The organism is Lelliottia jeotgali, assembly GCF_016771845.1.
In the GTDB taxonomy this organism is placed as follows: domain Bacteria; phylum Pseudomonadota; class Gammaproteobacteria; order Enterobacterales; family Enterobacteriaceae; genus Enterobacter; species Enterobacter jeotgali.
On record NZ_JAENMQ010000001.1, the window covers coordinates 1,340,455 to 1,361,496 of the forward strand.

Here is a 21,042-nt window from a genome sequence, read left to right on the forward strand (position 1 = left end):
TAGCCTCGTAATCGATTGCTCACAGTATCATAGTCAGTCAAATTTTGCGGTACTACTCTTTAAAATCGTTCGCTTCCAGCTCGTGTCGCGACAGCAGTTTGTAGAACTCGGTGCGGTTACGCCCGGCCATGCGCGCGGCGTGGGTGACGTTGCCTTTGGTTATTTGCAGCAGCTTGCGCAGATAGTTGAGCTCGAACTGGTTACGCGCTTCGACGAAGGTCGGCAGCGCCGTGTTTTCGCCCTCCAGCGCCTGATCCACCAGCGCATCGCTGATCACCGGCGAAGAGGTGAGCGCCACGCACTGCTCGATCACGTTCACCAGTTGGCGCACGTTGCCCGGCCAACTGGCGGTCATCAGGCGCTTCATCGCATCGGTGGAGAACGCGCGTACGAAGGGTTTGTGGCGATCCGCCGACTGGCGCAAAAGATGGTTCGCCAGCAGCGGAATATCTTCTGAACGCTCGGCGAGTGCCGGGATTTTCAGGTTCACCACGTTCAGGCGGTAGTAGAGATCTTCGCGGAACTCTTTGCGCTCCATCGCTTTCGGCAGATCGCGGTGCGTTGCGGAAATGATGCGCACGTTGATGTCGATATCCCGGTTGCTGCCGAGCGGGCGCACTTTACGCTCCTGCAACACGCGCAGCAGTTTGACCTGCAACGGCACGGGCATGTCGCCAATCTCATCGAGGAACAGCGTGCCGCCTTCTGCCGCCTGGAACAGCCCTTCCCGGCTGCTGACCGCGCCGGTAAAGGCTCCGCGCGCATGACCAAATAGCTCTGACTCCAGCAATTGTTCCGGCAACGCCCCGCAGTTGATAGCAATAAACGCATTTTTACTGCGCGGGCTGGCATTGTGGATTGCCTGCGCCAGAATCTCTTTCCCGGTGCCGCTCTGGCCGTTAATCAGCAGGCTGACGTCTGACTGGGCGACCATTCGCGCCTGCTCAAGCAGACGCAGCATTATCGGGCTGCGGGTAACAATCGATTCACGCCACTTCTCATCCACCGACGGAGCGGAGTGTTCCAGCGCATCATCGATGGCTTTGTACAGTGCGTCTTTGTCCACCGGTTTGGTCAAGAAGCTGAATACGCCCTGCTGAGTGGCCGCAACCGCATCCGGGATTGAGCCGTGGGCGGTCAGGATAATCACCGGCATTCCGGGCTGCAGCTTCTGGATTTCGACAAACAGCTGCATCCCGTCCATTTCATCCATGCGCAGGTCGCTTATCACCAGATCGACTTTCTCGCGTCCCAGTGCTTTCAGCCCTTCCGCGCCACTTTCGGCGGTAACCACGCTGTAACCTTCGCTGACCAGACGCATTCCCAACAGCTTTAACAGGCCGGGGTCGTCGTCGACCAGCAGGAGATGGGCAGGTTTGCGGATTGTCATGGCTTCACATCCTCTTGTTTCGACGTTTCGCTCTCCTGCTCTGGCGTTTTAGCAGGCTGCGCATTGCCCTTCGAGCTATCAGGTAAATAGCTGCTGGTTGGCTTGCGCGTGGAGAGCTGGCGTTCGATATCCGTCAGGTTTTCAAGCTTGCGGGTGGTGGTATCAAGCTGGGAACGTAGATATTGCTGCTGCTGGCGCAGGGTATCCAGCTCGCCGTCCGCAGACTGTTGCAGCTTGCTGTAGCGCGAGCGCTCTTCAGCGAGCTGCAGTTGCAGAACTTGTCCGTCGCGCCACAGCTGATACAGCGGGCGAATTTGCGCGGGGATTTGCGGGCTGAGCGCATCCATTCGCGTGGTATTGGTGCGGCGCTCCAGCGGATTGATTTTGGCATTGGCCAGTAAAATTCCGCGCTTGAAGGTGTCCTGCCAGGTATCGTCGGCCCATAAATGTGCCTGAGCGCGGGCCGCCGCCGGAGAGAGACGATCGGCGCAATCCATACCGCGCAACCAGAACAGCGGGTTCGATTCGACATCATGACCGCTTAGCTGCCAGATATTATTGCAGTCGGTCGATAAGAAATCAGCCAGTTGATGTTCAGGATATTTATCGTCTTGTTTGTCGCTGATGGCACTTTTTGGCGCATGCGAAGCGCAGCCCGCCAGCAGCAGACATGGCAGACCTAAACGTAAGATTTTGCTGGAAAACGTCGCGCTTAATGCGCGGAAAAAGACGTGTGACATACTCACCAGACTTAGCTTCATTTCATTGATTTTTCCGGCTCAAGGGGTAGCTCAATACGAAAACAGACGTCGGCTCGGTCGTCATCGGAGATATAGAGCTCCCCGTGCATCCGCCGTATGCAATCGCGGGCAATGCTTAAGCCCAAACCACTCCCTTTTACCGCACCTTTTCGCTGATGACTTCCCTGGAAAAAGGGCTCAAAAATCATCTTCTGCTCGTCAACCGGAATCGGACTACCGGTGTTGGCGACGTCGATACAGACCCGTGAATTGTGGGTAAAACTGCGAATATAAATGTTACCGGATTCAGTACCATAGTGCACCGCATTGGAATAAAGATTATCCAGCACACTCATTAATAGCATAGGTTCTGCAAAGCAGACTGGCTCAGTGAGTTCCAGTTCGGTATGCATCATTTTAGCTCGCGCAGGCAGGCTGTGGGCGGAGAGCACCATATCGACCAGCGGTTCTATCTCCACTTTTTCCAGCTCAACGGCACCGTCAGCCAGTTTGCGGTTGTAATCCAGCAGTTGTTCAATCAGCTTTTGCAGGTTGCGGCTGCTGTCATCCAGAATCTCGACGATCTCTTTTTGCTCGGTGGTTAACGGCCCCGCCACTTCATCGGCCAGCAGCTCGGTGCCTTCGCGCATACTGGCTAGCGGCGTTTTCAGCTCATGGGAAATGTGACGTAAAAACTGGTGGCGCTGAGATTCAAGCCACTGCAAACGCTCGGAGAGCCAGATGATGCGTTGCCCGACAGAGCGCAGCTCGCGCGGGCCTTTGAACACCACGGAGTTACCGAGAGATTTGCCCTCCCCCAGACGATTGATCATTCGCTCAATACCCTTCACCGGGCCGATGATCATGCGGGTGAAAAGCAGCACCAGTCCAAGGCTGACCAGAAACAGCACTAGCGCCTGCCAGCCAAAGAACTGGCCGCGCTCGGCGATCTCCTGCTGGAGTTGCAGCCCGCGGGATGAAATCACTGCGCGCGTGGATTGCACCATTTCGGTATTGGCGCTGGCAAAGGCTTCGAGCTTAGCGGTGGCGACCTCATCCGGGCCGCTATTTTTGCACTGCAGCTGCCCCAGGTCGTTCAGATCCTGGCGCAGCGCCTGATAGAGTTTGTCATCGGGAAGCACGCCCGCGTGGGCGTCCAGCATTTCACTGTAGCGTTTGCGCTGATTCTGATAGACCTTCGCCAGCGTGCGGTCGTCGAGCACGCAGTACTGACGATAGCTGCGCTCCATCTCCAGCGCGGCGTTGGTCATTGCCTCGCTGCGGCGGGCATCGACCAGCGTGGTGCGGTTCGTCTGTGCCGCCTGGGCGCTGAGCGCGTTGAGGCTCTGCCACGCCTGCCAGGCCAGAACCAGCAGCGGTAACAGGATCAGCAAGAATGCCATCATAACGAGCTGTCGCAGGGAGCGTGGGAAAATTGACCAGCGTTTCAACGCATGACTCTCTCAATGTGGGTGTTGAGTGATGCTAACTGAGTCAGCCCTTTAGATACAACAAAGCCGGGTAAAAACCCGGCTTTGTTGTGAAATGAGGCGGTGCCTTACTCGACGTTTCGCCCTGGGTCTGATAAAGCATCGCTATAATCAGTAGTTGGACGGCAGGCACCTTGTTGTGCGTCATTCGAAGTTTATGTAGCGCGTCCCGAAGGGGCTGACATAAGAGGGTGAATGAGCCACTGGTTAATATTATGCAACAGCCGTGCCAGAATGCAAAACAATTTATTAACACGTTGAATGTAAACTGTTTTATAACGTTTTCATGTTACTTCGTCGATGAACAGTTTCCAGGCTAAGTGTCGCTAATTAGATACACCTTCTTACCGCTATCTCACACCCTTTATAAATCAATGCCTTATATGTCTCCTTTTGGAGACATCATTGTTATGCGTTTGTCGCGATTTTGCGACAGACATAAAAAAGCCCGGTGGCGCTAACGCTTACCGGGCCTACAGGGGATTTAATCGTAGGCCGGGCAAACGCAGTGCCGCCCGGCAACAACTGGCTGATTAACCTAACTGTTTACGCGCATTGCGGAAAATACGCATCCACGGGCTGTCCTCGCCCCAGTTTTCCGGGTGCCAGGAGTTGCTCACGGTACGGAACACGCGCTCCGGGTGCGGCATCATGATAGTGGCACGACCGCTTTCGCTGGTTACGGCGGTGATGCCGTTCGCCGAGCCGTTCGGGTTCGCCGGATAAGTTTGTGTCACCTTTCCGAAGTGATCCACGAAGCGCAGCGCCACCAGCCCTTTGCTTTCGAGCGTGGCGAGATGTGCCGCATCACGCACTTCCACCTGCCCTTCGCCGTGAGAAACAGCGATAGGCATCTGCGAGCCGACCATTCCCTGCAACAGCAGAGATGGGCTTTGCGTCACTTCTACCAGGCTGAAACGCGCTTCGAAGCGGTCAGACTGGTTACGCACAAAGCGCGGCCAGGCGTCGCTGCCTGGGATCAGTTCGCGCAGATTCGACATCATCTGGCAACCGTTACACACGCCCAGCGCCAGCGTCTGCGGACGATGGAAGAAGGTTTCGAACTCGTCGCGCACGCGGTTGTTAAACAGGATGGACTTCGCCCAGCCCTCGCCCGCTCCCAGCACGTCGCCGTAAGAGAAGCCGCCGCAGGCCACCAGCGCCTGGAAATCTTCCAGGCCGGTGCGTCCTGCCAGCAGATCGCTCATGTGAACATCGATAGCGTCGAAGCCCGCACGGTGGAACGCCGCCGCCATTTCGACGTGGGAGTTCACGCCCTGCTCGCGCAGAACCGCCACTTTGGGACGCGCACCTTTCGCGATGTATGGCGCTGCCACATCTTCGTTGATGTCGAAGGTGAGCTTCACGTTCAGGCCCGGATCGTTGTCATTCGCTTTCGCTTCGTGCTCCTGGTCGGCGCACTCCGGGTTATCGCGTAGACGCTGCATCTGCCAGGTAGTTTCTGCCCACCACATACGAAGCGTAGAACGGCTTTCGCTGAACACCGCATGACCGTCTGCTTCGATAACAAAACGATCGCCGGTGACGGCTTTACCGAGATAATGCACGCAATCCGCCAGGCCGTGTTTCGCCAGCAACACTTCGACCGCGTCGCGATCCGCGGCACGCACCTGAATTACCGCCCCCAGCTCTTCGTTAAACAGCGCGGCCAGACGGTCGTCGCCCAGCGTGGCGATGTTCGCTTCCACGCCGCAGTGGCCGGTAAAGGCCATCTCTGCCAGCGTGACCAGCAGGCCGCCGTCTGAACGGTCGTGATAGGCCAGCAGTTTACGTTCAGCCACCAGCGCCTGAATGGCGTCGTAGAAGCCTTTCAGCTGCGCGACGTCGCGCACGTCGGCCGGTTTGTCGCCCAGTTGACGATAAACCTGCGCCAGCGCGGTCGCGCCGAGGGCGTTGTGGCCTTTGCCGAGATCGATAAGCAGCAGGGCGTTATCTTCCGTGACCAGCTGCGGGGTGATGATGTGACGCACATCTTCCACGCGGGCAAAGGCGGTGATAACCAGCGACAGTGGAGAAGTCATCTCGCGCTGTTCGTTGCCTTCCTGCCAGCGGGTTTTCATCGACATGGAGTCTTTGCCGACCGGAATGGTCAGACCCAGCGCCGGACACAGTTCCTCGCCAACCGCTTTTACCGCTTCGTACAGGCCAGCGTCTTCGCCAGGGTGACCGGCTGCGGCCATCCAGTTGGCGGAGAGTTTGATGCGTTTGATATCGCCAATCTGCGTCGCTGCGATGTTAGTCAGCGCTTCACCAACCGCCAGACGGGCAGAGGCGGCAAAGTCCAGCAGTGCCACCGGGGTACGTTCACCCAGCGCCATCGCTTCGCCGTAGTAGCTGTCGAGGCTCGCGGTGGTGACCGCACAGTTCGCCACCGGGATCTGCCACGGGCCGACCATCTGATCGCGAGCCACCATACCGGTCACCGAGCGGTCGCCGATGGTGACGAGGAAGGTTTTTTCTGCGACCGCAGGCAGGTGCAGAACGCGATTCACCGCATCGGCAATCGAGATACCGCGCACATCCAGCGCTTTGCCCGCGGCTTTGCGTGTTTCGACGTTACGGGTCATCTTCGGCGTTTTGCCCAGCAGTACGTCGAGCGGCAGGTCAATCGGCTGATTGTCGAAATGTGGATCGTTCATGCTCAGGTGCAGTTCTTCCGTCGCTTCACCGATGACCGCGTACGGCGCGCGCTCGCGGCGGCACAGTTCGTCGAACAGCGGCAGCTGATCCGGAGAAACCGCCAGCACATAGCGTTCCTGAGATTCGTTACACCAGATTTCCAGCGGGCTCATGCCTGGCTCATCGCTCAGGATGTCGCGCAGGTTGAATTTACCGCCGCGTCCGCCGTCGCTCACCAGTTCCGGCATGGCGTTAGACAGACCGCCCGCGCCGACGTCGTGGATGAACAGAATCGGGTTGGCGTCGCCGAGCTGCCAGCAGCGGTCGATCACTTCCTGGCAGCGACGTTCCATTTCCGGGTTGTCGCGCTGCACGGAGGCGAAATCGAGATCCGCGTCAGACTGGCCGGATGCCATCGAAGAGGCCGCCCCGCCGCCCAGACCGATGTTCATCGCCGGGCCACCGAGGACGATCAGCTTCGCGCCGACGGTGATCTCACCTTTCTGCACGTGATCGGCGCGGATGTTGCCGATCCCGCCCGCCAGCATGATCGGCTTGTGATAGCCGCGCAGCTCTTCGCCGTTGTGGCTGTCGACTTTTTCTTCGTAGGTACGGAAGTAGCCGTTCAGGGCCGGGCGACCAAATTCGTTGTTAAACGCCGCGCCGCCCAACGGGCCGTCGGTCATGATGTCGAGCGCGGTGACGATACGCTCCGGCTTACCGAAATCTTCTTCCCACGGCTGTTCAAAGCCAGGAATACGCAGGTTGGAGACGGAGAAACCGACCAGGCCCGCTTTGGGTTTTGCACCGCGTCCGGTTGCCCCTTCGTCACGGATTTCGCCGCCAGAACCTGTCGCCGCACCCGGCCACGGAGAAATCGCCGTCGGGTGGTTGTGTGTTTCCACTTTCATCAGGATATGCGCAGGCTCCTGATGGAAGTCATAGCGCCCTGCTTCGCGGTCGGCGAAGAAGCGGCCTACCTCGGAACCTTCCATCACCGCCGCGTTGTCCTTATAAGCAGACAGAACGTGGTCAGGCGTTTTTTCCATGGTGTTTTTGATCATCTTGAACAGCGACTTCGGCTGTTCTTCGCCGTCGATAATCCAGTCGGCGTTGAAAATCTTATGACGGCAGTGTTCAGAGTTGGCCTGCGCGAACATATAGAGTTCGATGTCGTTCGGATTGCGGTTCAACTTCACGAACGCATCCTGCAGGTAATCAATCTCGTCATCTGCCAGTGCCAGACCCAAACGCAGGTTGGCATCAATCAGGGCCTGACGGCCTTCACCCAGCAGATCCACGCTCTGTACCGGCGCAGGCTGATGGTGAGAGAAGAGTTTTTCTGCGTCATCCAGAGAGGCGAAGACGCTCTCCATCATGCGGTCGTGCAGTTCAGCGGTAACCGTCTGCCACTGTTCAGCGGTCAGGGTCGAGGCTTCAACGTAATACGCCACTCCGCGTTCCAGACGATTGATCTGGCTCAGGCCGCAGTTGTGGGCGATGTCAGTGGCTTTAGAAGACCAGGGGGAGATGGTACCAGGGCGAGGCGTTGCAAGGACCAGTTTGCCGGTTGGCGTATGGCTGCTCAGGCTCGGGCCATACTTGAGCAGACGTTCAAGCTGCTCGCGCTGCTGTGCATTTAAGGGAGCATTCAGGTCAGCAAAATGGACATACTCAGCGTAAATATTGCTTACCGGAAGGTCGGCTGCCTGAAAACGTGCCAGCAGTTTGTTGATACGGAAGGCAGACAGTGCAGGCGAACCACGCAGAATTTCCATCATAAGTCTCTCGTCTTCGAAGCGCCTGAGGCGCTTACAGTGTGCGCAAGGGGAAAACGGGCGTCATTATAGAGAATCCTGAGCGCCGACGAAACCGTTTGCGTCGAAATAAAATCATCTCGCATTTTTATCCATAGGTGTGACCTGTCTCTCTAATTTGTTGCCAACTGACGCAAGTTTGCGCAAAATGCCGCTCAATCAATGGCAAACCTTATAATCAACATGGCTACAGCACACTGAGGCAACGCACGGCGCAGAGAATTAACTAATTGAAAAAATTAAAGATTAATTATCTGCTCATCGGCATTGTTACACTGCTGCTGGCAGCGGCCCTCTGGCCTTCTATCCCCTGGTTCGGCAAAGCCGAAAACCGTATCGCCGCGATCCAATCGCGGGGGGAACTGCGCGTCAGTACCATCAGCTCTCCGCTGACCTACAACAACGTGAACGGCAAAATCACCGGTCTCGATTATGAGCTGGCGCAGCAGTTTGCCGACTATCTGGGCGTGAAGCTCAAAATCACCGTGCGCCAGAACATTAGCCAGCTGTTCGACGATCTGGATAACGACGATGCGGATATGCTGGCCGCCGGCCTGGTCTATAACAGCGAACGCAGCAAGAGCTATCAGCCGGGGCCGACCTACTATTCCGTTTCACAGCAGCTAGTGTATCGCGTCGGAAATTTGCGCCCTCGCACTCTTGCCAATCTGACCGATCAGCAGCTCACTATCGCGCCCGGGCATGTGGTAATTGACGACCTGCGTTCGCTGAAAGAGAAGAAATTCCCCGATCTCAGCTGGAAGGTCGATGAAAAACTCGGTACTTCAGCTCTGCTGGAGCAGGTAAAAGATAAAAAGCTGGCCTACACCATCGCCGATTCGGTGGCGATCAGCTTGTTCCAGCGCGTGCACCCGGAGATTGCTGTGGCGCTGGACGTAACCGACGAACAGCCCGTGACCTGGTTTAGCCCTCTCGACGAGGATCAAACCCTGTCCGCCGCAATGCTCGATTTCTTCAATTCGATGAACGAAGACGGCACGCTTGCACGGCTGGAGGAGAAATACCTCGGTCACGGTGGCGATTTTGATTACGTCGATACCCGCAGCTTCCTGCGCGCGGTGGACAGCGTGCTGCCCGATCTCCAGCCGCTGTTTGAGAAATATGCCCAGGAGATCGACTGGCGTTTGCTGGCGGCGATTTCGTATCAGGAATCGCACTGGGACGCGCAGGCGACTTCACCGACCGGCGTACGCGGTCTGATGATGCTCACCAAAAACACGGCGCAAAGCCTTGGCCTGACGGATCGTACCGATGCCGAACAGAGCATCAGCGGTGGGGCGCGTTATCTGCAGGATATGATGGCGAAAGTGCCGGACACGGTGCCGGAAGAAGAACGGATCTGGTTTGCGCTGGCGGCGTACAACATGGGCTACGCGCACATGCTCGACGCGCGGGCGCTGACGGCCAAAACCAAAGGGAATCCCGACAGTTGGTCTGACGTCAAACAGCGCCTGCCGCTGTTAAGCCAAAAGCCCTGGTACAATAAGCTGACCTACGGCTATGCGCGCGGGCATGAGGCCTACGCGTATGTGGAAAATATCCGTAAATATCAGATAAGCCTGGAAGGGTATTTGCTCGAGAAAGAGAAAGAGGTGATTGAGGCGCAGCAGCTGGCGCAAAGCTATCCGGTGGTGTCACCGAATGAGCTTAATCACCCGACGACTTCAATTCTGCCTTTTGTTGCTTTTTCTGCTGACGGCGCATTCGAAAGAAATCGCTTAATAGCCCCGAACAGTCTGGTGCAAGCACCCCACCGATAATCTGCACCTGATGGTTCATGCCCGGATGCCCAAGGACGTCCATTAATGATCCCGCCGCGCCGGTTTTTTCATCCCGCGCACCGTACACCAGCGTGCCGATGCGGCTATGGACCATCGCCCCGGAGCACATCACACAGGGTTCGAGGGTGACGTACAGCGTGGTATCGAGCAGTCGATAGTTCTGTAATACCAACCCGCCCTGACGCAGAGCCATGATTTCCGCATGCGCAGTAGGATCGTGGCGACCAATTGGACGGTTCCACCCTTCGCCAATCACCTGATTGTTATGCACCAGAACGGCACCCACGGGCACTTCGCCCTCATCCCAGGCGCGTTTAGCCAGTGTGAGCGCGTGGCGCATCCAGTATTCATGGTTGAGTTCAAGGTCAGACAACGAAAGGTACTCCAGTTGGAAAGCGGGCGGCATTATACACACCCGTTATGGTTAACACTATTCCAGTTGCTGAAGTTCGCCCGACGGCGTAACGCGCCAACGGTGCTGGCAGAAGTAGAGCAGCGGGTTGTCCTGCTTGCTGTCGCTGTAGCCACTGTAAAGACGCAGCGGCGTGCCGATTTTTTTTTCCAGTTGCACCACTTTCTCATGGCCCAGACAGCGCAGAGTCAACACCCAGCCGCCATATGCACGTCCCATTTGAGTGGCAATAAGATTGACGCGCGGCAGCCAGGGGGTGTCGAAATAGACCTGCTCCACCAGCGGCTGCGGCGAGCCGGTAATCAGCCAGATATCGGCGTCGTTGGCGTTAAGATATTGCGTCAGGCGATCCTGAACCACCGGAAACGCGGTGACATGCCCGCGAAACCAGTGGACGAAATCCTGCACAAGCTGGTTGAGTCGCGCGTCGCTGTGACCAAAGGTGCAACCCCACAGTAGCAGGCTCATTGGCCATCTCGCCGCGCGGCCTTTGATCAACATCGCAATCCCGATAACCGGTAAAAGAGGTAGCACGAGCAGTGCGTTTAAAGGCTGGCGACGCAACAGATAGCGCATAAATGTGCCAAACATATCCTGCTGATGTAGCGTTCCATCCAAATCGAAAAAGACAACGCGGCGCTCGTGATTAACCAAACCTTACTCCTCTGGATCGTTGAATCCTAACAGCCTGGTAAACAGGAACCCGGCGATGATTGCTACCAAACAGCCTAACAGATAGAGCATGACTTTTCCGGTCACGATGGTTAATGCCAGCGGTAAACCGGAGATGCCAAAGGTAATAACCGTCGCCACTTTCCAGAAACTGATCAGCGCCCCACCGGCCGCCCCACCCAGACAGGCAGCGAGGAATGGCTTACCGAGCGGCAGCGTGACGCCGAAAATGAGCGGCTCGCCGATGCCCAATAATCCCACGGGCAACGCGCCTTTGATGACTTTTTTAAGGCGCGCGTTACGGGTTTTCATCAGGATGGCAACCGCCGCACCGACTTGCCCCATCCCTGCCATCGACAGGATCGGCAGCAGCGCGTTGTAGCCATGCGCCTGGACCAGCTCGACGTGAATCGGCACCAGCCCCTGATGCAGCCCGGTGAGCACCAGCGGCAGGAAAGTGCCCGACAGTACTGCCCCAACCATCAATCCGCCGCGATCAATGGCCATCGTCGCCCCGTGGGCAATCGCCTCGGAGATCAGGCCGCCCAGCGGCTGCAACGCCACAATCGCGATGGTACCGGTAATCAGCGTCGTCAGCAGCGGGTTGAGGATCAACTCAATCGAGCCTGGCAGAAGATTCCTCAGCCTTTTTTCGATCCAGCACATCAGAGCGACCACCAGCAGTACCGCGATGACACCACCGCGCCCAGGCTGGAGCGCCGCGCCAAACAGGGTGATTTGCGCCAGCTGCGGGCTGGAGAGGATCCCCGCCATCACGCCGCCCATCGCCATCGAGCCGCCGTAAACTTTCGCCGCGTTGACACCGACGAGGATGTTCATGATGGCAAACACTGCACTGCCGAAAATGCCCAGAATGCCGAGCATATTTGGATAGTGGGTCGCAAAATCACCGACAATATCCGGGCGTTTAAGGATGTTGATAATACCGGTAATCAGGCCGGAGGCGATAAACGCCGGGATCAGAGGAATAAAAACGTTAGCCAGCTGTCGCAGCGCATCGCTCATCGGGGCTTTGTATTTGGCTTTGGCCTGCGCTTTATTGCGATCGACATCGCCTAATACTTCTGCGCTTTCCCCTGTCATCAACGCACGCATCGCATCCACCACCTGCGCGGCTTTGCCTGGCCCGACAATCAGCTGGTGCTGTGCACCCTGCTTCACGTAGCCGCTGACGCCGGAGAGCTTTTTCAGACGAGCCAGATCGAGCTGGCCGTCGTCCTGCACTTCTACCCGCACGCGCGTCATGCAGTTTTCAAGACGAAGTATATTTTTCTCTCCGCCAATCCCCTGCAGGATGTCGCTGGCGAGCGCTGCTGTTTTTTCCATAAACGCCTCAGTTTTAGTTTTGTAATGCAGCGCGCAAGAATCCCTGATGGGCTTCCAGTTTTGCCCGCGCCGCTGTGGCGTCCAGTCCGCTCAGAATCATCAGAATGGCCGGTTTAACATCGTGATCGGTTTGTTTGAGTACCGCTTGTGCCTCTTCGCGGCTGGCACCGGTGGCTTCGACCACCATGCGGCAGGCGCGGTCCACTAGCTTGATGTTGGTGGCTTTCATGTCCACCATCAGGTTCTGGTAGACCTTGCCAAACTTCACCATCGCACCGGTGGAGATCATGTTCAGCACCAGCTTTTGCGCGGTGCCTGATTTTAGACGAGTGGAGCCCGTCAGCGCTTCTGGCCCGACAACGGGCGAGATTGCGATCGCAGCAACCTGAGCAATGGGTGAACCCGGATTACAGGAAATCGCCACAGTCGTGCAGCCCAGCTGGTTGGCATATTCCAGACCACCGATAACATAAGGCGTGCGCCCGGACGCCGCCAGGCCGACCACCAAATCGTTTTCGGTCAGATTGATGGCGATCAGATCGTCAGCCCCGAGCTGTTTGTCGTCCTCCGCCCCTTCGACCGCTTTTAACAACGCGCCAGGCCCACCGGCAATTAGCCCGACCACCAGACCATGCGGCACGCCGAAGGTCGGCGGGCATTCAGACGCATCCAGTACGCCGAGACGACCACTGGTACCGGCTCCCATATAAATAATGCGTCCACCAGCTTTCAGAGCATCGGCGGCGGCATCGACGGCTTTCGCCACCTCAGGCAATGTCTCTTTCACTGCCAGCGCGACCAGCGTATCCTGTTGATTAAAGCGGTTTACAAGGTCAAGCGTGGAGAGCGCATCAAGATCCATCGTTTGTGGATTGCGGGTTTCTGAAACGAGTGAGCCTAGATTCATCTTTTTACCTCAAGAATTTTTAATTCATAATGACCGTACTATAATGGAATATAAAATTCATGCAGGCGAGCAAATTCGGTTTTGCAGCCGCTATCACATTTCGCCAGGAGGCGTATGAACTGTTTAATTCGTATTCGCCAGCGGTACGCGGGCTTTGCCCAGAGCGATAAGAAACTGGCGGACTTCCTGCTGGCGCAGCCCGATCGTGCGCGTCATTTAAGCTCCCAACAGCTGGCCAGCGAAGCCGGAGTGAGCCAGTCGAGCGTGGTGAAATTCGCGCAAAAAATTGGTTTTAAAGGTTTTCCGGCACTCAAGCTGGCGATCAGCGAAGCGCTGGTCAACAACCCAAATCCACAATCGATGCCGCTGCATAACCAGATTCGCGGTGACGATCCGATGCGTCTGGTGGGTGAGAAGCTGATCAAAGAGAACGTCTCGGCGATGCACGCTACGCTTGATGTGAACAGCGAAGAGAAGTTACTGGAAAGCGTTGGAATGCTGCGCACTGCACGGCGGATTATTTTGACCGGCATCGGCGCGTCGGGGCTGGTTGCGCGCAACTTCGGCTGGAAGCTGACTAAAATCGGCTATAACGCGGTTGTCGAACAGGACATGCACGCGCTGTTATCCACCGTTCAGGCGATGGCACCTGAGGATTTACTGCTGGCCATCTCGTACTCCGGGGAACGTCGCGAGATCAATCTGGCCTCCGATGAAGCGCTGCGCGTGGGCGGCAAAATCCTGGCAATTACCGGTTTTACTCCGAATGCGCTACAACAGCGGGCTACGCGCTGCCTCTACACGATTGCTGAAGAGCAAGCCACTCGCAGCGCGGCGATTTCGTCCACTAGCGCACAGATGATGCTGACGGATTTGCTGTTCGTGGCGCTGGTGCAGCAGGATCTTGAGCATGCGCCGGAGCGTATTCGTCACAGCGAGGAGCTGGTAAAAAAACTGGTCTGAACAGAGAATGAGCGTATAATGCCCGCCCTGTTTGTGATGTTTCTGAGATTTTCCTGATGGCGCTGTTAATCACCAAAAAATGCATCAACTGCGATATGTGCGAACCCGAGTGCCCTAACGAGGCGATTTCGATGGGTGACAGCATTTATGAGATTAACAGCGATCGCTGCACCGAATGCATCGGCCATTACGAAACGCCGACCTGTCAGAAAGTTTGCCCGATCCCGAACACCATTCTCAAAGACCCGGCGCATACCGAATCCGAAGAGCAGCTGTGGGACAAATTCGTGCTAATGCATCACGCGGACAAACTCTAACTTTCGATGATCACCGTCGCACAGGCGTAATGACGTTCGTCCGCCAGTGTGACATGCATGTGATTCACGCCCAATTTTTCTGCCAGTTTTTGCGCTTCGCCCCATAACCGCAGGCGGGGTTTGCCCAGCTCATCGTTAAACACTTCAAACTGATTAAACGCCAGGCCGTTACGGATCCCGGTGCCAAACGCTTTCGCGGCGGCTTCTTTGACCGCGAAGCGTTTCGCCAGAAAACGCACCGGCTGTTGGTGCGCTTCCCAGATGGCCCATTCGTTATCGCTGAGCACCCGTTTTGCCAGGCGATCGCCGCTGCGAGCGATCACCGCTTCAATGCGGGAGATTTCAACGATGTCCGTTCCTAAGCCAAGAATCGCCATTACTGACGCGCTTCCAGCACCAGGCGTTTCATTTCGGTAACGGCGTCTTTCAGACCGCTCATCACCGCGCGCCCGATTATCGCATGGCCGATATTCAGCTCGTGCATTTCCGGAATTTCAGCAATTGCTCTGACGTTGTGATAGGTCAGACCGTGACCGGCGTTGACCTTCAGGCCGAGGCTCGCCGCGTAGGTTGCCGCTTTGGCAATACGATCGAGTTCTTTGGCCTGAGTGACTTCGTCTTTAGCGTCCGCATAGCAGCCGGTGTGAATTTCGATGTACGGCGCACCGACATCGGCGGCGGCTTTGATCTGGTCGAAATCCGCATCGATAAACAGAGACACCAGGATACCGGCATCAGCCAGGCGTTTGCAGGCATCGGTCATTTTGTCACGCTGTCCGGCGACATCCAGCCCGCCTTCGGTGGTCACTTCCTGGCGCTTTTCTGGCACCAGGCAGCAGAAATGCGGTTGGGTTTCGCAGGCGATCGCCAGCATCTCTTCCGTCACCGCCATTTCCAGATTCATACGTGTGTCCAGCGTCTGGCGCAGGATGCGTACGTCACGATCGGTGATATGACGGCGGTCTTCACGCAGATGAACGGTAATGCCGTCGGCGCCTGCCTGTTCGGCAATAAATGCCGCCTGAACCGGATCAGGATAAGCCGTGCCTCGCGCATTACGCAGCGTGGCAATGTGATCAATGTTGACGCCTAACAGTAATTCAGCCATGACAATCCTCGGTTTTCTCATTGTTCGTTAACGCTTTGGCACAAACTGCCTGAATAATTCGCGGCTCTTTAAGGGCTTGCCACCAAGATACGGCTTGAGGGCAATTCGGGTAAAGCGTTTTGCCGCGCGTAAGGTATCCTGGTCAGGAAATTCTCGCTCATACAGCGCCCTGAGATGCCGTCCGGTGAACGTTGTGTTGTCGATAACCACGCTGGCAATAAAACCTTTCTCTTCACGATAGCGGTAGGTCATGACGTCATCCACGGATTCACCGCTCCCCGCGCAGTGCAGAAAATCCACGCCGTAGCCAAGATGGCCGAGCAGCGCCAGCTCAAAGCGACGTAATGCGGGTTCGGGCGTGCCCGTTGCGCCAGCCAGCGCCTGGATGCAATGCAGGTAATCGAAAAAGAGTTCAGAGAAGCGGGTTTCGTGTTCAAGGACGCGGGAGATGAGTTCGTTGACGTACAGACCGCTATAGAGCGTGATACCCGACAGCGGAAGCGCCAGAGAGACGGCTTCGGCACTGCGCAGGGTTTTGACTTCGCCGCGTCCACCAAAGCGAACCAGCAGCGGAGTGAAGGGTTGTAGCGCGCCCTTCAGGTTAGAGCGTTTGGAGCGTGCGCCTTTAGCCACAAGGCGCACGCGACCGGATTCTTCCGTGAAGACGTCCAGCATGAGGCTGGTTTCGCTCCACGGACGGCTGTGCAAGACGAATGCGCGCTGCCAGCCTTCAGTCATGTTCGTTGTCTTATACGTCGTCGCCGTAACCGAGACTACGCAATGCGCGCTCGTCATCAGCCCAGCCGGATTTGACCTTCACCCACAGTTCCAGGTGAACCGGGGCTTCGAACATATCCTGCATATCTTTACGCGCTTCGATTCCGATGGTTTTGATTTTGGCGCCTTTATTGCCAATCACCATCTTCTTCTGCCCTTCACGCTCAACGAGGATCAGCCCGTTGATGTCATACCCGCCGCGTTCGTTGGTCTGGAAGCGTTCGATCTCCACGGTCACGGAGTACGGCAGTTCTGCACCCAGGAAACGCATCAGTTTTTCACGGATGATTTCAGACGCCATAAAGCGCTGGGAGCGGTCGGTGATGTAATCTTCCGGGAAATGATGAATGGCTTCTGGCAGATGTTTACGCACGATACCAGCGATGGTATCGACGTTCATGCCGGTTTCCGCAGACAGTGGAACGATGTCGAGGAAATTCATCTGACTTGCCAGGAACTGCAGGTGCGGCAGCAGATCGGCTTTTTCCTGCACGTTGTCAACTTTGTTGACCGCAAGAATGACCGGCGATTTGCCATCGCGCAGTTTGTTCAGCACCATCTCATCGTCCGGCGTCCAGCGAGTGCCTTCAACCACAAAGATGATCAGCTCAACGTCACCGATAGAGCTGCTCGCCGCTTTGTTCATCAGGCGGTTGATCGCACGCTTCTCTTCCATATGCAGGCCTGGGGTATCGACATAAATCGCCTGATACGGGCCTTCAGTATGAATACCGACGATACGGTGACGCGTGGTTTGCGCCTTACGGGACGTAATAGAAATTTTCTGCCCAAGCAGATTATTCAGTAGCGTTGATTTGCCGACGTTCGGACGTCCGACAATGGCAACAAAACCGCAGTAACTTTTTTCTTCGCTCATTCCAGCTCCAGCATTTTTAACGCCTGTTCGGCGGCAGCCTGTTCAGCCTTGCGACGGCTTGAACCTGTGCCAACCACCGGTTCACTCAGGCCGCTAACCTGGCAATGGATGGTAAATTCCTGATCGTGTGCTTCGCCGCGTACCTGCACCACCAGATAAGATGGCAGAGGAAGGTGGCGACCCTGCAGGTATTCCTGCAAACGAGTCTTCGGATCTTTTTGTTTATCGCCCGGACTAATTTCGTCCAGACGCGTTTGGTACCAGTTCAGAATGAGTTGTTCAACCGTCTGAATATCGCTGTCGAGGAAAACACCGCCGATTAATGCTTCGACAGTGTCCGCGAGAATAGATTCACGGCGAAAACCACCGCTTTTCAGTTCACCCGGCCCGAGTCGCAGGCATTCACCCAGCTCAAACTCGCGTGCAATCTCGGCAAGCGTATTGCCGCGTACCAGCGTGGCGCGCATACGGCTCATATCACCTTCATCCACACGAGGGAAGCGGTGATAAAGCGCATTGGCGATCACGTAACTTAAAATGGAGTCGCCTAAAAACTCGAGGCGCTCATTGTGTTTGCTGCTGGCACTGCGGTGGGTTAATGCCTGTTGCAACAACTCCTGATGCTGAAAAGTGTAGCCCAGCTTCCGTTGAAGCCGATTAATTACGATGGGGTTCATGCGATACCAGTAAATGAATGCGTCAAAAATGCAGCACACGAAACCGACCTGATACAACCAACGCGGTTTCGTGTGCCGTGGCACTGAGTCAGCGCCAACCTTAAACTTCGGGGGAATATTCTATACGCAACGACAGGGTATGTCGTTAGCCAGGTGAGATTATCTCTTAAATAATTCACATAACCCTCAGTTACGAGGGTTATGTGCGCAAATAACAGGAATTAATGGATTCCGCCAATGCGATTCAGGCGAACGCCGGTCGGCCACTCACCTTCCTGTTTCTCGAAACTCATCCAAATGGCGGTTGCCTTGCCGACCAGATTGGCTTCCGGAACAAAGCCCCAGTAACGGCTGTCCGCAGAGTTATCGCGGTTATCACCCATCATGAAGTAATGTCCTGGTGGAACAATCCAGGTAGCAAGCTGCTGACCAGGTTGTTGGTAGTACATCCCCAACTGATCCTGGGCGATCGGCACCGTTAAAATACGGTGCGTCACGTCACCCAGCGTTTCTTTACGCTCAACCAGACGAATCCCGTTTTCTTTGGTTTCGCCTTTTGGCAGCTGGAAGAAACCGCTGGTCGCTTCCCCGCCGTTACGACGGGCAAAGGTCTGCACGAAATCGCTTGGCTCAACGTTGGAGTAGGTGATCGGCAACGCGTTTTCACACGCCGTACCAGAGCTACAGCCCGGCTGAACGGTCACTTCTTTCGCCACTGGATCGTAGCTCACCTTATCGCCTGGCAGGCCGACGGCACGTTTGATGTAATCCAGACGTGGATCTTCAGGGTATTTGAAGACCACGATATCACCACGTTTTGGATGACCGGTTTCGATTAGCGTTTTCTGGTAGATAGGATCTTTAATGCCATAGGCATATTTCTCTACCAGAATAAAATCGCCAATCAAAAGCGTTGGCATCATCGAACCGGACGGGATCTGGAAAGGTTCATAAATAAACGAACGCACCACCAGTACAATCGCCAGAACCGGGAAAACAGAAGCACCTGTTTCCAGCCAGCCCGGTTTAGGGCTGACTTTTTTCATGGTTTTCGCATCCAGTTGTTCACCGGTAATAGCCTGACGTTCGCGGCGCTTAGGGGCGAAAATAAACTTATCCAGACACCACAACAGCCCCGTCACCAGGGTCGCAATGACCAGGATCAGGGCAAACATGTTCGCCATGCCAACTCCTTAAGGATTATTTTCCGTCTTTGCCAACGTGCAGAATGGCAAGGAACGCTTCCTGTGGCAGCTCAACGTTACCGACCTGCTTCATACGCTTCTTACCATCTTTCTGTTTCTGCAACAGTTTCTTCTTACGGCTAACGTCACCGCCGTAGCATTTCGCCAGGACGTTTTTACGCAGCTGTTTCACTGTTGCACGGGCAATGATGTGGTTGCCAATGGCAGCCTGAATCGCGATATCAAATTGCTGACGTGGGATCAGCTCTTTCATTTTCTCGACCAGTTCACGACCACGGTACGGCGCGTTATCGTTATGGGTGATCAGCGCCAGCGCATCGACACGCTCGCTGTTAATCAATACATCTACACGCACCATGTTGGACGCCTGGAAGCGTTTAAAGTTGTAGTCCAGCGACGCATAGCCGCGAGAGGTCGACTTCAGACGGTCGAAGAAGTCGAGTACCACTTCCGCCATCGGGATTTCATAGGTCAGCGCAACCTGGTTACCGTGGTAAACCATGTTGGTCTGCACGCCACGCTTCTCGATACACAGGGTAATGACGTTACCGAGGTATTCCTGCGGCAGCAGCATGTGACATTCGGCGATCGGCTCACGCAACTCTTCGATATTGTTCAGCGGCGGCAGCTTGGAAGGACTGTCGACGTAGATGATCTCTTTGTTGGTGGTCTGAACTTCATACACTACGGTCGGGGCCGTGGTGATCAGGTCCAGATCATATTCGCGCTCCAGACGTTCCTGAATGATTTCCATGTGCAGCAGACCCAGGAAGCCGCAGCGGAAGCCGAAGCCCAGCGCGGTGGAGCTTTCTGGTTCATAGAACAGAGAGGCATCGTTCAGGCTCAGCTTACCCAACGCATCACGGAAGTTTTCGTAATCGTCAGAGCTGACCGGGAACAGACCCGCATAAACCTGTGGCTTCACTTTTTTGAAGCCCGGAAGCGCTTTGTCTGCCGGATTACGCGCCTGAGTCAACGTATCGCCTACTGGCGCGCCCAGGATGTCTTTGATCGCACATACCAACCAGCCCACTTCGCCGCATTTCAGCTCGGTACGGTCAACCTGTTTCGGCGTGAAAATGCCCAGACGGTCAGCGTTGTACACCTGGCCGGTGCTCATCACTTTGATTTTGTCGCCTTTACGCATGGTGCCGTTTTTAATACGGACCAGCGACACAACGCCAAGGTAGTTATCAAACCAGGAGTCGATGATCAGTGCTTGCAGCGGGCCATCCGCGTCACCTTCCGGTGCAGGGATATCACGCACCAGACGTTCCAGCACATCAGGAACACCGACGCCGGTTTTCGCAGAGCAGCGCACCGCATCAGTGGCATCGATGCCGACGATGTCTTCAATCTCTTCTGCAACACGCTCAGGATCGGCGGCCGGCAGGTCGATTTTGTTAAGAACCGGCACCACTTCAAGATCCATTTCCATCGCGGTGTAGCAGTTCGCCAGGGTCTGAGCTTCTACGCCCTGCCCGGCATCGACCACCAGCAGCGCACCTTCGCAGGCTGCCAGAGAACGAGAAACTTCATAGGAGAAGTCAACGTGGCCTGGAGTGTCGATGAAATTCAGTTGATAAGTTTCACCATCAAGGGCTTTGTAGTCGAGCGTCACGCTCTGCGCTTTGATGGTAATACCGCGTTCGCGTTCCAGGTCCATGGAGTCCAGTACCTGGGCTTCCATTTCACGATCAGACAGGCCACCGCAAATCTGGATAATACGGTCAGACAGCGTCGACTTACCGTGGTCAATGTGAGCAATGATCGAAAAGTTACGTATGTTCTTCATATAGTTAAATAATTATGCCTTACGAATTCCTGGAGGCCGCTGTTCTTAGCCTGACGTTTTTCAGTGCGAAAACGCAGCATTCTACACTACATCTTCGTCACCAGGA

Annotated in this window: 18 protein-coding genes; 3 read left to right on the forward strand and 15 right to left on the reverse strand. The window is 55.8% G+C overall.

Annotated elements, in window-relative coordinates; all coding sequences use genetic code 11:
* Nucleotides 1-52: 52 nt before the first annotated feature.
* The 4 genes from glrR to purL all read right to left on the reverse strand — a co-directional run bounded on the left by glrR (nucleotide 53) and on the right by purL (nucleotide 8,041).
* On the reverse strand, nucleotides 53-1,390 hold the full coding sequence (glrR, locus tag JBO43_RS06285; protein ID WP_095282926.1) for a two-component system response regulator GlrR: 1,338 nt from the start codon (nucleotides 1,388-1,390) through the stop codon (nucleotides 53-55).
* Complete coding sequence (qseG, locus tag JBO43_RS06290) at nucleotides 1,387-2,151, reverse strand: two-component system QseEF-associated lipoprotein QseG (RefSeq protein WP_095282927.1); 765 nt, start codon at nucleotides 2,149-2,151, stop codon at nucleotides 1,387-1,389. Before qseG ends, glrR begins: the two co-directional genes overlap by 4 nt.
* Nucleotides 2,148-3,581: a two component system sensor histidine kinase QseE/GlrK gene (gene qseE / locus JBO43_RS06295; RefSeq protein ID WP_202673916.1), complete on the reverse strand. Its 1,434-nt coding sequence runs from the start codon at nucleotides 3,579-3,581 to the stop codon at nucleotides 2,148-2,150. Before qseE ends, qseG begins: the two co-directional genes overlap by 4 nt.
* Before the next feature lie 572 nt (nucleotides 3,582-4,153).
* The gene (purL, locus tag JBO43_RS06300) at nucleotides 4,154-8,041 is read right to left on the reverse strand and encodes a phosphoribosylformylglycinamidine synthase (RefSeq protein ID WP_202673917.1); all 3,888 of its coding nucleotides are present in this window, start codon (nucleotides 8,039-8,041) and stop codon (nucleotides 4,154-4,156) included.
* A gap of 266 nt (nucleotides 8,042-8,307) precedes the next feature.
* Between purL and mltF the strand changes: the two genes are divergently transcribed.
* On the forward strand, nucleotides 8,308-9,858 hold the full coding sequence (gene mltF / locus JBO43_RS06305; RefSeq protein ID WP_202673918.1) for a membrane-bound lytic murein transglycosylase MltF: 1,551 nt from the start codon (nucleotides 8,308-8,310) through the stop codon (nucleotides 9,856-9,858).
* Here mltF and tadA read toward each other — a convergent pair.
* The 4 genes from tadA to murQ are packed head-to-tail and all read right to left on the reverse strand — an operon-like array spanning nucleotide 9,746 to nucleotide 13,217.
* Nucleotides 9,746-10,285 carry a tRNA adenosine(34) deaminase TadA gene (gene tadA, locus JBO43_RS06310; protein ID WP_095282931.1) on the reverse strand — a complete coding sequence of 180 codons (540 nt, stop codon included), beginning with the start codon at nucleotides 10,283-10,285 and terminating at the stop codon, nucleotides 9,746-9,748. The genes mltF and tadA overlap by 113 nt on opposite strands.
* Before the next feature lie 24 nt (nucleotides 10,286-10,309).
* Entirely contained in the window at nucleotides 10,310-10,945 is a 636-nt protein-coding gene (gene yfhb / locus JBO43_RS06315; RefSeq protein WP_202673919.1) for a phosphatidylglycerophosphatase C, read from the reverse strand.
* A gap of 3 nt (nucleotides 10,946-10,948) precedes the next feature.
* Nucleotides 10,949-12,310, reverse strand: a complete 1,362-nt coding sequence (locus JBO43_RS06320; RefSeq protein WP_202673920.1) for a PTS transporter subunit EIIC — start codon at nucleotides 12,308-12,310, stop codon at nucleotides 10,949-10,951.
* Nucleotides 12,311-12,323: 13 nt separating this feature from the next.
* Entirely contained in the window at nucleotides 12,324-13,217 is an 894-nt protein-coding gene (gene murQ, locus JBO43_RS06325; RefSeq protein ID WP_095282934.1) for an N-acetylmuramic acid 6-phosphate etherase, read from the reverse strand.
* Nucleotides 13,218-13,331: 114 nt separating this feature from the next.
* Between murQ and JBO43_RS06330 the strand changes: the two genes are divergently transcribed.
* The gene (locus JBO43_RS06330) at nucleotides 13,332-14,180 is read left to right on the forward strand and encodes a MurR/RpiR family transcriptional regulator (RefSeq protein ID WP_095282935.1); all 849 of its coding nucleotides are present in this window, start codon (nucleotides 13,332-13,334) and stop codon (nucleotides 14,178-14,180) included.
* A gap of 56 nt (nucleotides 14,181-14,236) precedes the next feature.
* Complete coding sequence (locus tag JBO43_RS06335) at nucleotides 14,237-14,497, forward strand: YfhL family 4Fe-4S dicluster ferredoxin (protein ID WP_095282936.1); 261 nt, start codon at nucleotides 14,237-14,239, stop codon at nucleotides 14,495-14,497.
* Here the strand turns inward: JBO43_RS06335 and acpS are convergent.
* The 7 genes from acpS to lepA all read right to left on the reverse strand — a co-directional run bounded on the left by acpS (nucleotide 14,494) and on the right by lepA (nucleotide 20,936).
* Nucleotides 14,494-14,874 (reverse strand): holo-ACP synthase, encoded by a 381-nt coding sequence (gene acpS / locus JBO43_RS06340; RefSeq protein ID WP_103947281.1) that lies wholly within the window; start codon nucleotides 14,872-14,874, stop codon nucleotides 14,494-14,496. The two genes, JBO43_RS06335 and acpS, sit on opposite strands and share 4 nt — an antisense overlap.
* Nucleotides 14,874-15,605, reverse strand: coding sequence for a pyridoxine 5'-phosphate synthase (gene pdxJ, locus JBO43_RS06345; protein WP_202673921.1), 732 nt, complete (start codon nucleotides 15,603-15,605; stop codon nucleotides 14,874-14,876). Before pdxJ ends, acpS begins: the two co-directional genes overlap by 1 nt.
* 27 nt (nucleotides 15,606-15,632) lie before the next feature.
* The gene (gene recO, locus JBO43_RS06350; protein ID WP_202673922.1) at nucleotides 15,633-16,343 is read right to left on the reverse strand and encodes a DNA repair protein RecO; all 711 of its coding nucleotides are present in this window, start codon (nucleotides 16,341-16,343) and stop codon (nucleotides 15,633-15,635) included.
* A 10-nt stretch (nucleotides 16,344-16,353) separates the two neighbouring features.
* Entirely contained in the window at nucleotides 16,354-17,259 is a 906-nt protein-coding gene (era, locus tag JBO43_RS06355) for a GTPase Era (RefSeq protein ID WP_095282940.1), read from the reverse strand.
* On the reverse strand, nucleotides 17,256-17,936 hold the full coding sequence (gene rnc / locus JBO43_RS06360; RefSeq protein ID WP_095284345.1) for a ribonuclease III: 681 nt from the start codon (nucleotides 17,934-17,936) through the stop codon (nucleotides 17,256-17,258). The genes era and rnc overlap by 4 nt, the downstream gene beginning before the upstream one ends.
* A gap of 221 nt (nucleotides 17,937-18,157) precedes the next feature.
* On the reverse strand, nucleotides 18,158-19,120 hold the full coding sequence (lepB, locus tag JBO43_RS06365; RefSeq protein WP_103950368.1) for a signal peptidase I: 963 nt from the start codon (nucleotides 19,118-19,120) through the stop codon (nucleotides 18,158-18,160).
* A gap of 16 nt (nucleotides 19,121-19,136) precedes the next feature.
* Nucleotides 19,137-20,936, reverse strand: a complete 1,800-nt coding sequence (lepA, locus tag JBO43_RS06370) for a translation elongation factor 4 (protein WP_095282942.1) — start codon at nucleotides 20,934-20,936, stop codon at nucleotides 19,137-19,139.
* Between the last annotated feature and the right edge of the window lie 106 nt (nucleotides 20,937-21,042).

Coding starts and splice junctions, on each gene's coding strand:
- glrR (WP_095282926.1), bottom strand. CDS start 1,390: ATGACAATCCGCAAACCTGCCCATCTCCTGCTGGTCGACGACGACCCC.
- purL (WP_202673917.1), bottom strand. CDS start 8,041: ATGATGGAAATTCTGCGTGGTTCGCCTGCACTGTCTGCCTTCCGTATC.
- pdxJ (WP_202673921.1), bottom strand. CDS start 15,605: ATGGCTGAATTACTGTTAGGCGTCAACATTGATCACATTGCCACGCTG.
- murQ (WP_095282934.1), bottom strand. CDS start 13,217: ATGAATCTAGGCTCACTCGTTTCAGAAACCCGCAATCCACAAACGATG.
- recO (WP_202673922.1), bottom strand. CDS start 16,343: ATGACTGAAGGCTGGCAGCGCGCATTCGTCTTGCACAGCCGTCCGTGG.
- JBO43_RS06335 (WP_095282936.1), top strand. CDS start 14,237: ATGGCGCTGTTAATCACCAAAAAATGCATCAACTGCGATATGTGCGAA.
- JBO43_RS06330 (WP_095282935.1), top strand. CDS start 13,332: ATGAACTGTTTAATTCGTATTCGCCAGCGGTACGCGGGCTTTGCCCAG.
- tadA (WP_095282931.1), bottom strand. CDS start 10,285: ATGCCGCCCGCTTTCCAACTGGAGTACCTTTCGTTGTCTGACCTTGAA.
- lepA (WP_095282942.1), bottom strand. CDS start 20,936: ATGAAGAACATACGTAACTTTTCGATCATTGCTCACATTGACCACGGT.
- acpS (WP_103947281.1), bottom strand. CDS start 14,874: ATGGCGATTCTTGGCTTAGGAACGGACATCGTTGAAATCTCCCGCATT.
- era (WP_095282940.1), bottom strand. CDS start 17,259: ATGAGCGAAGAAAAAAGTTACTGCGGTTTTGTTGCCATTGTCGGACGT.
- rnc (WP_095284345.1), bottom strand. CDS start 17,936: ATGAACCCCATCGTAATTAATCGGCTTCAACGGAAGCTGGGCTACACT.
- lepB (WP_103950368.1), bottom strand. CDS start 19,120: ATGGCGAACATGTTTGCCCTGATCCTGGTCATTGCGACCCTGGTGACG.
- qseG (WP_095282927.1), bottom strand. CDS start 2,151: ATGAAGCTAAGTCTGGTGAGTATGTCACACGTCTTTTTCCGCGCATTA.
- JBO43_RS06320 (WP_202673920.1), bottom strand. CDS start 12,310: ATGGAAAAAACAGCAGCGCTCGCCAGCGACATCCTGCAGGGGATTGGC.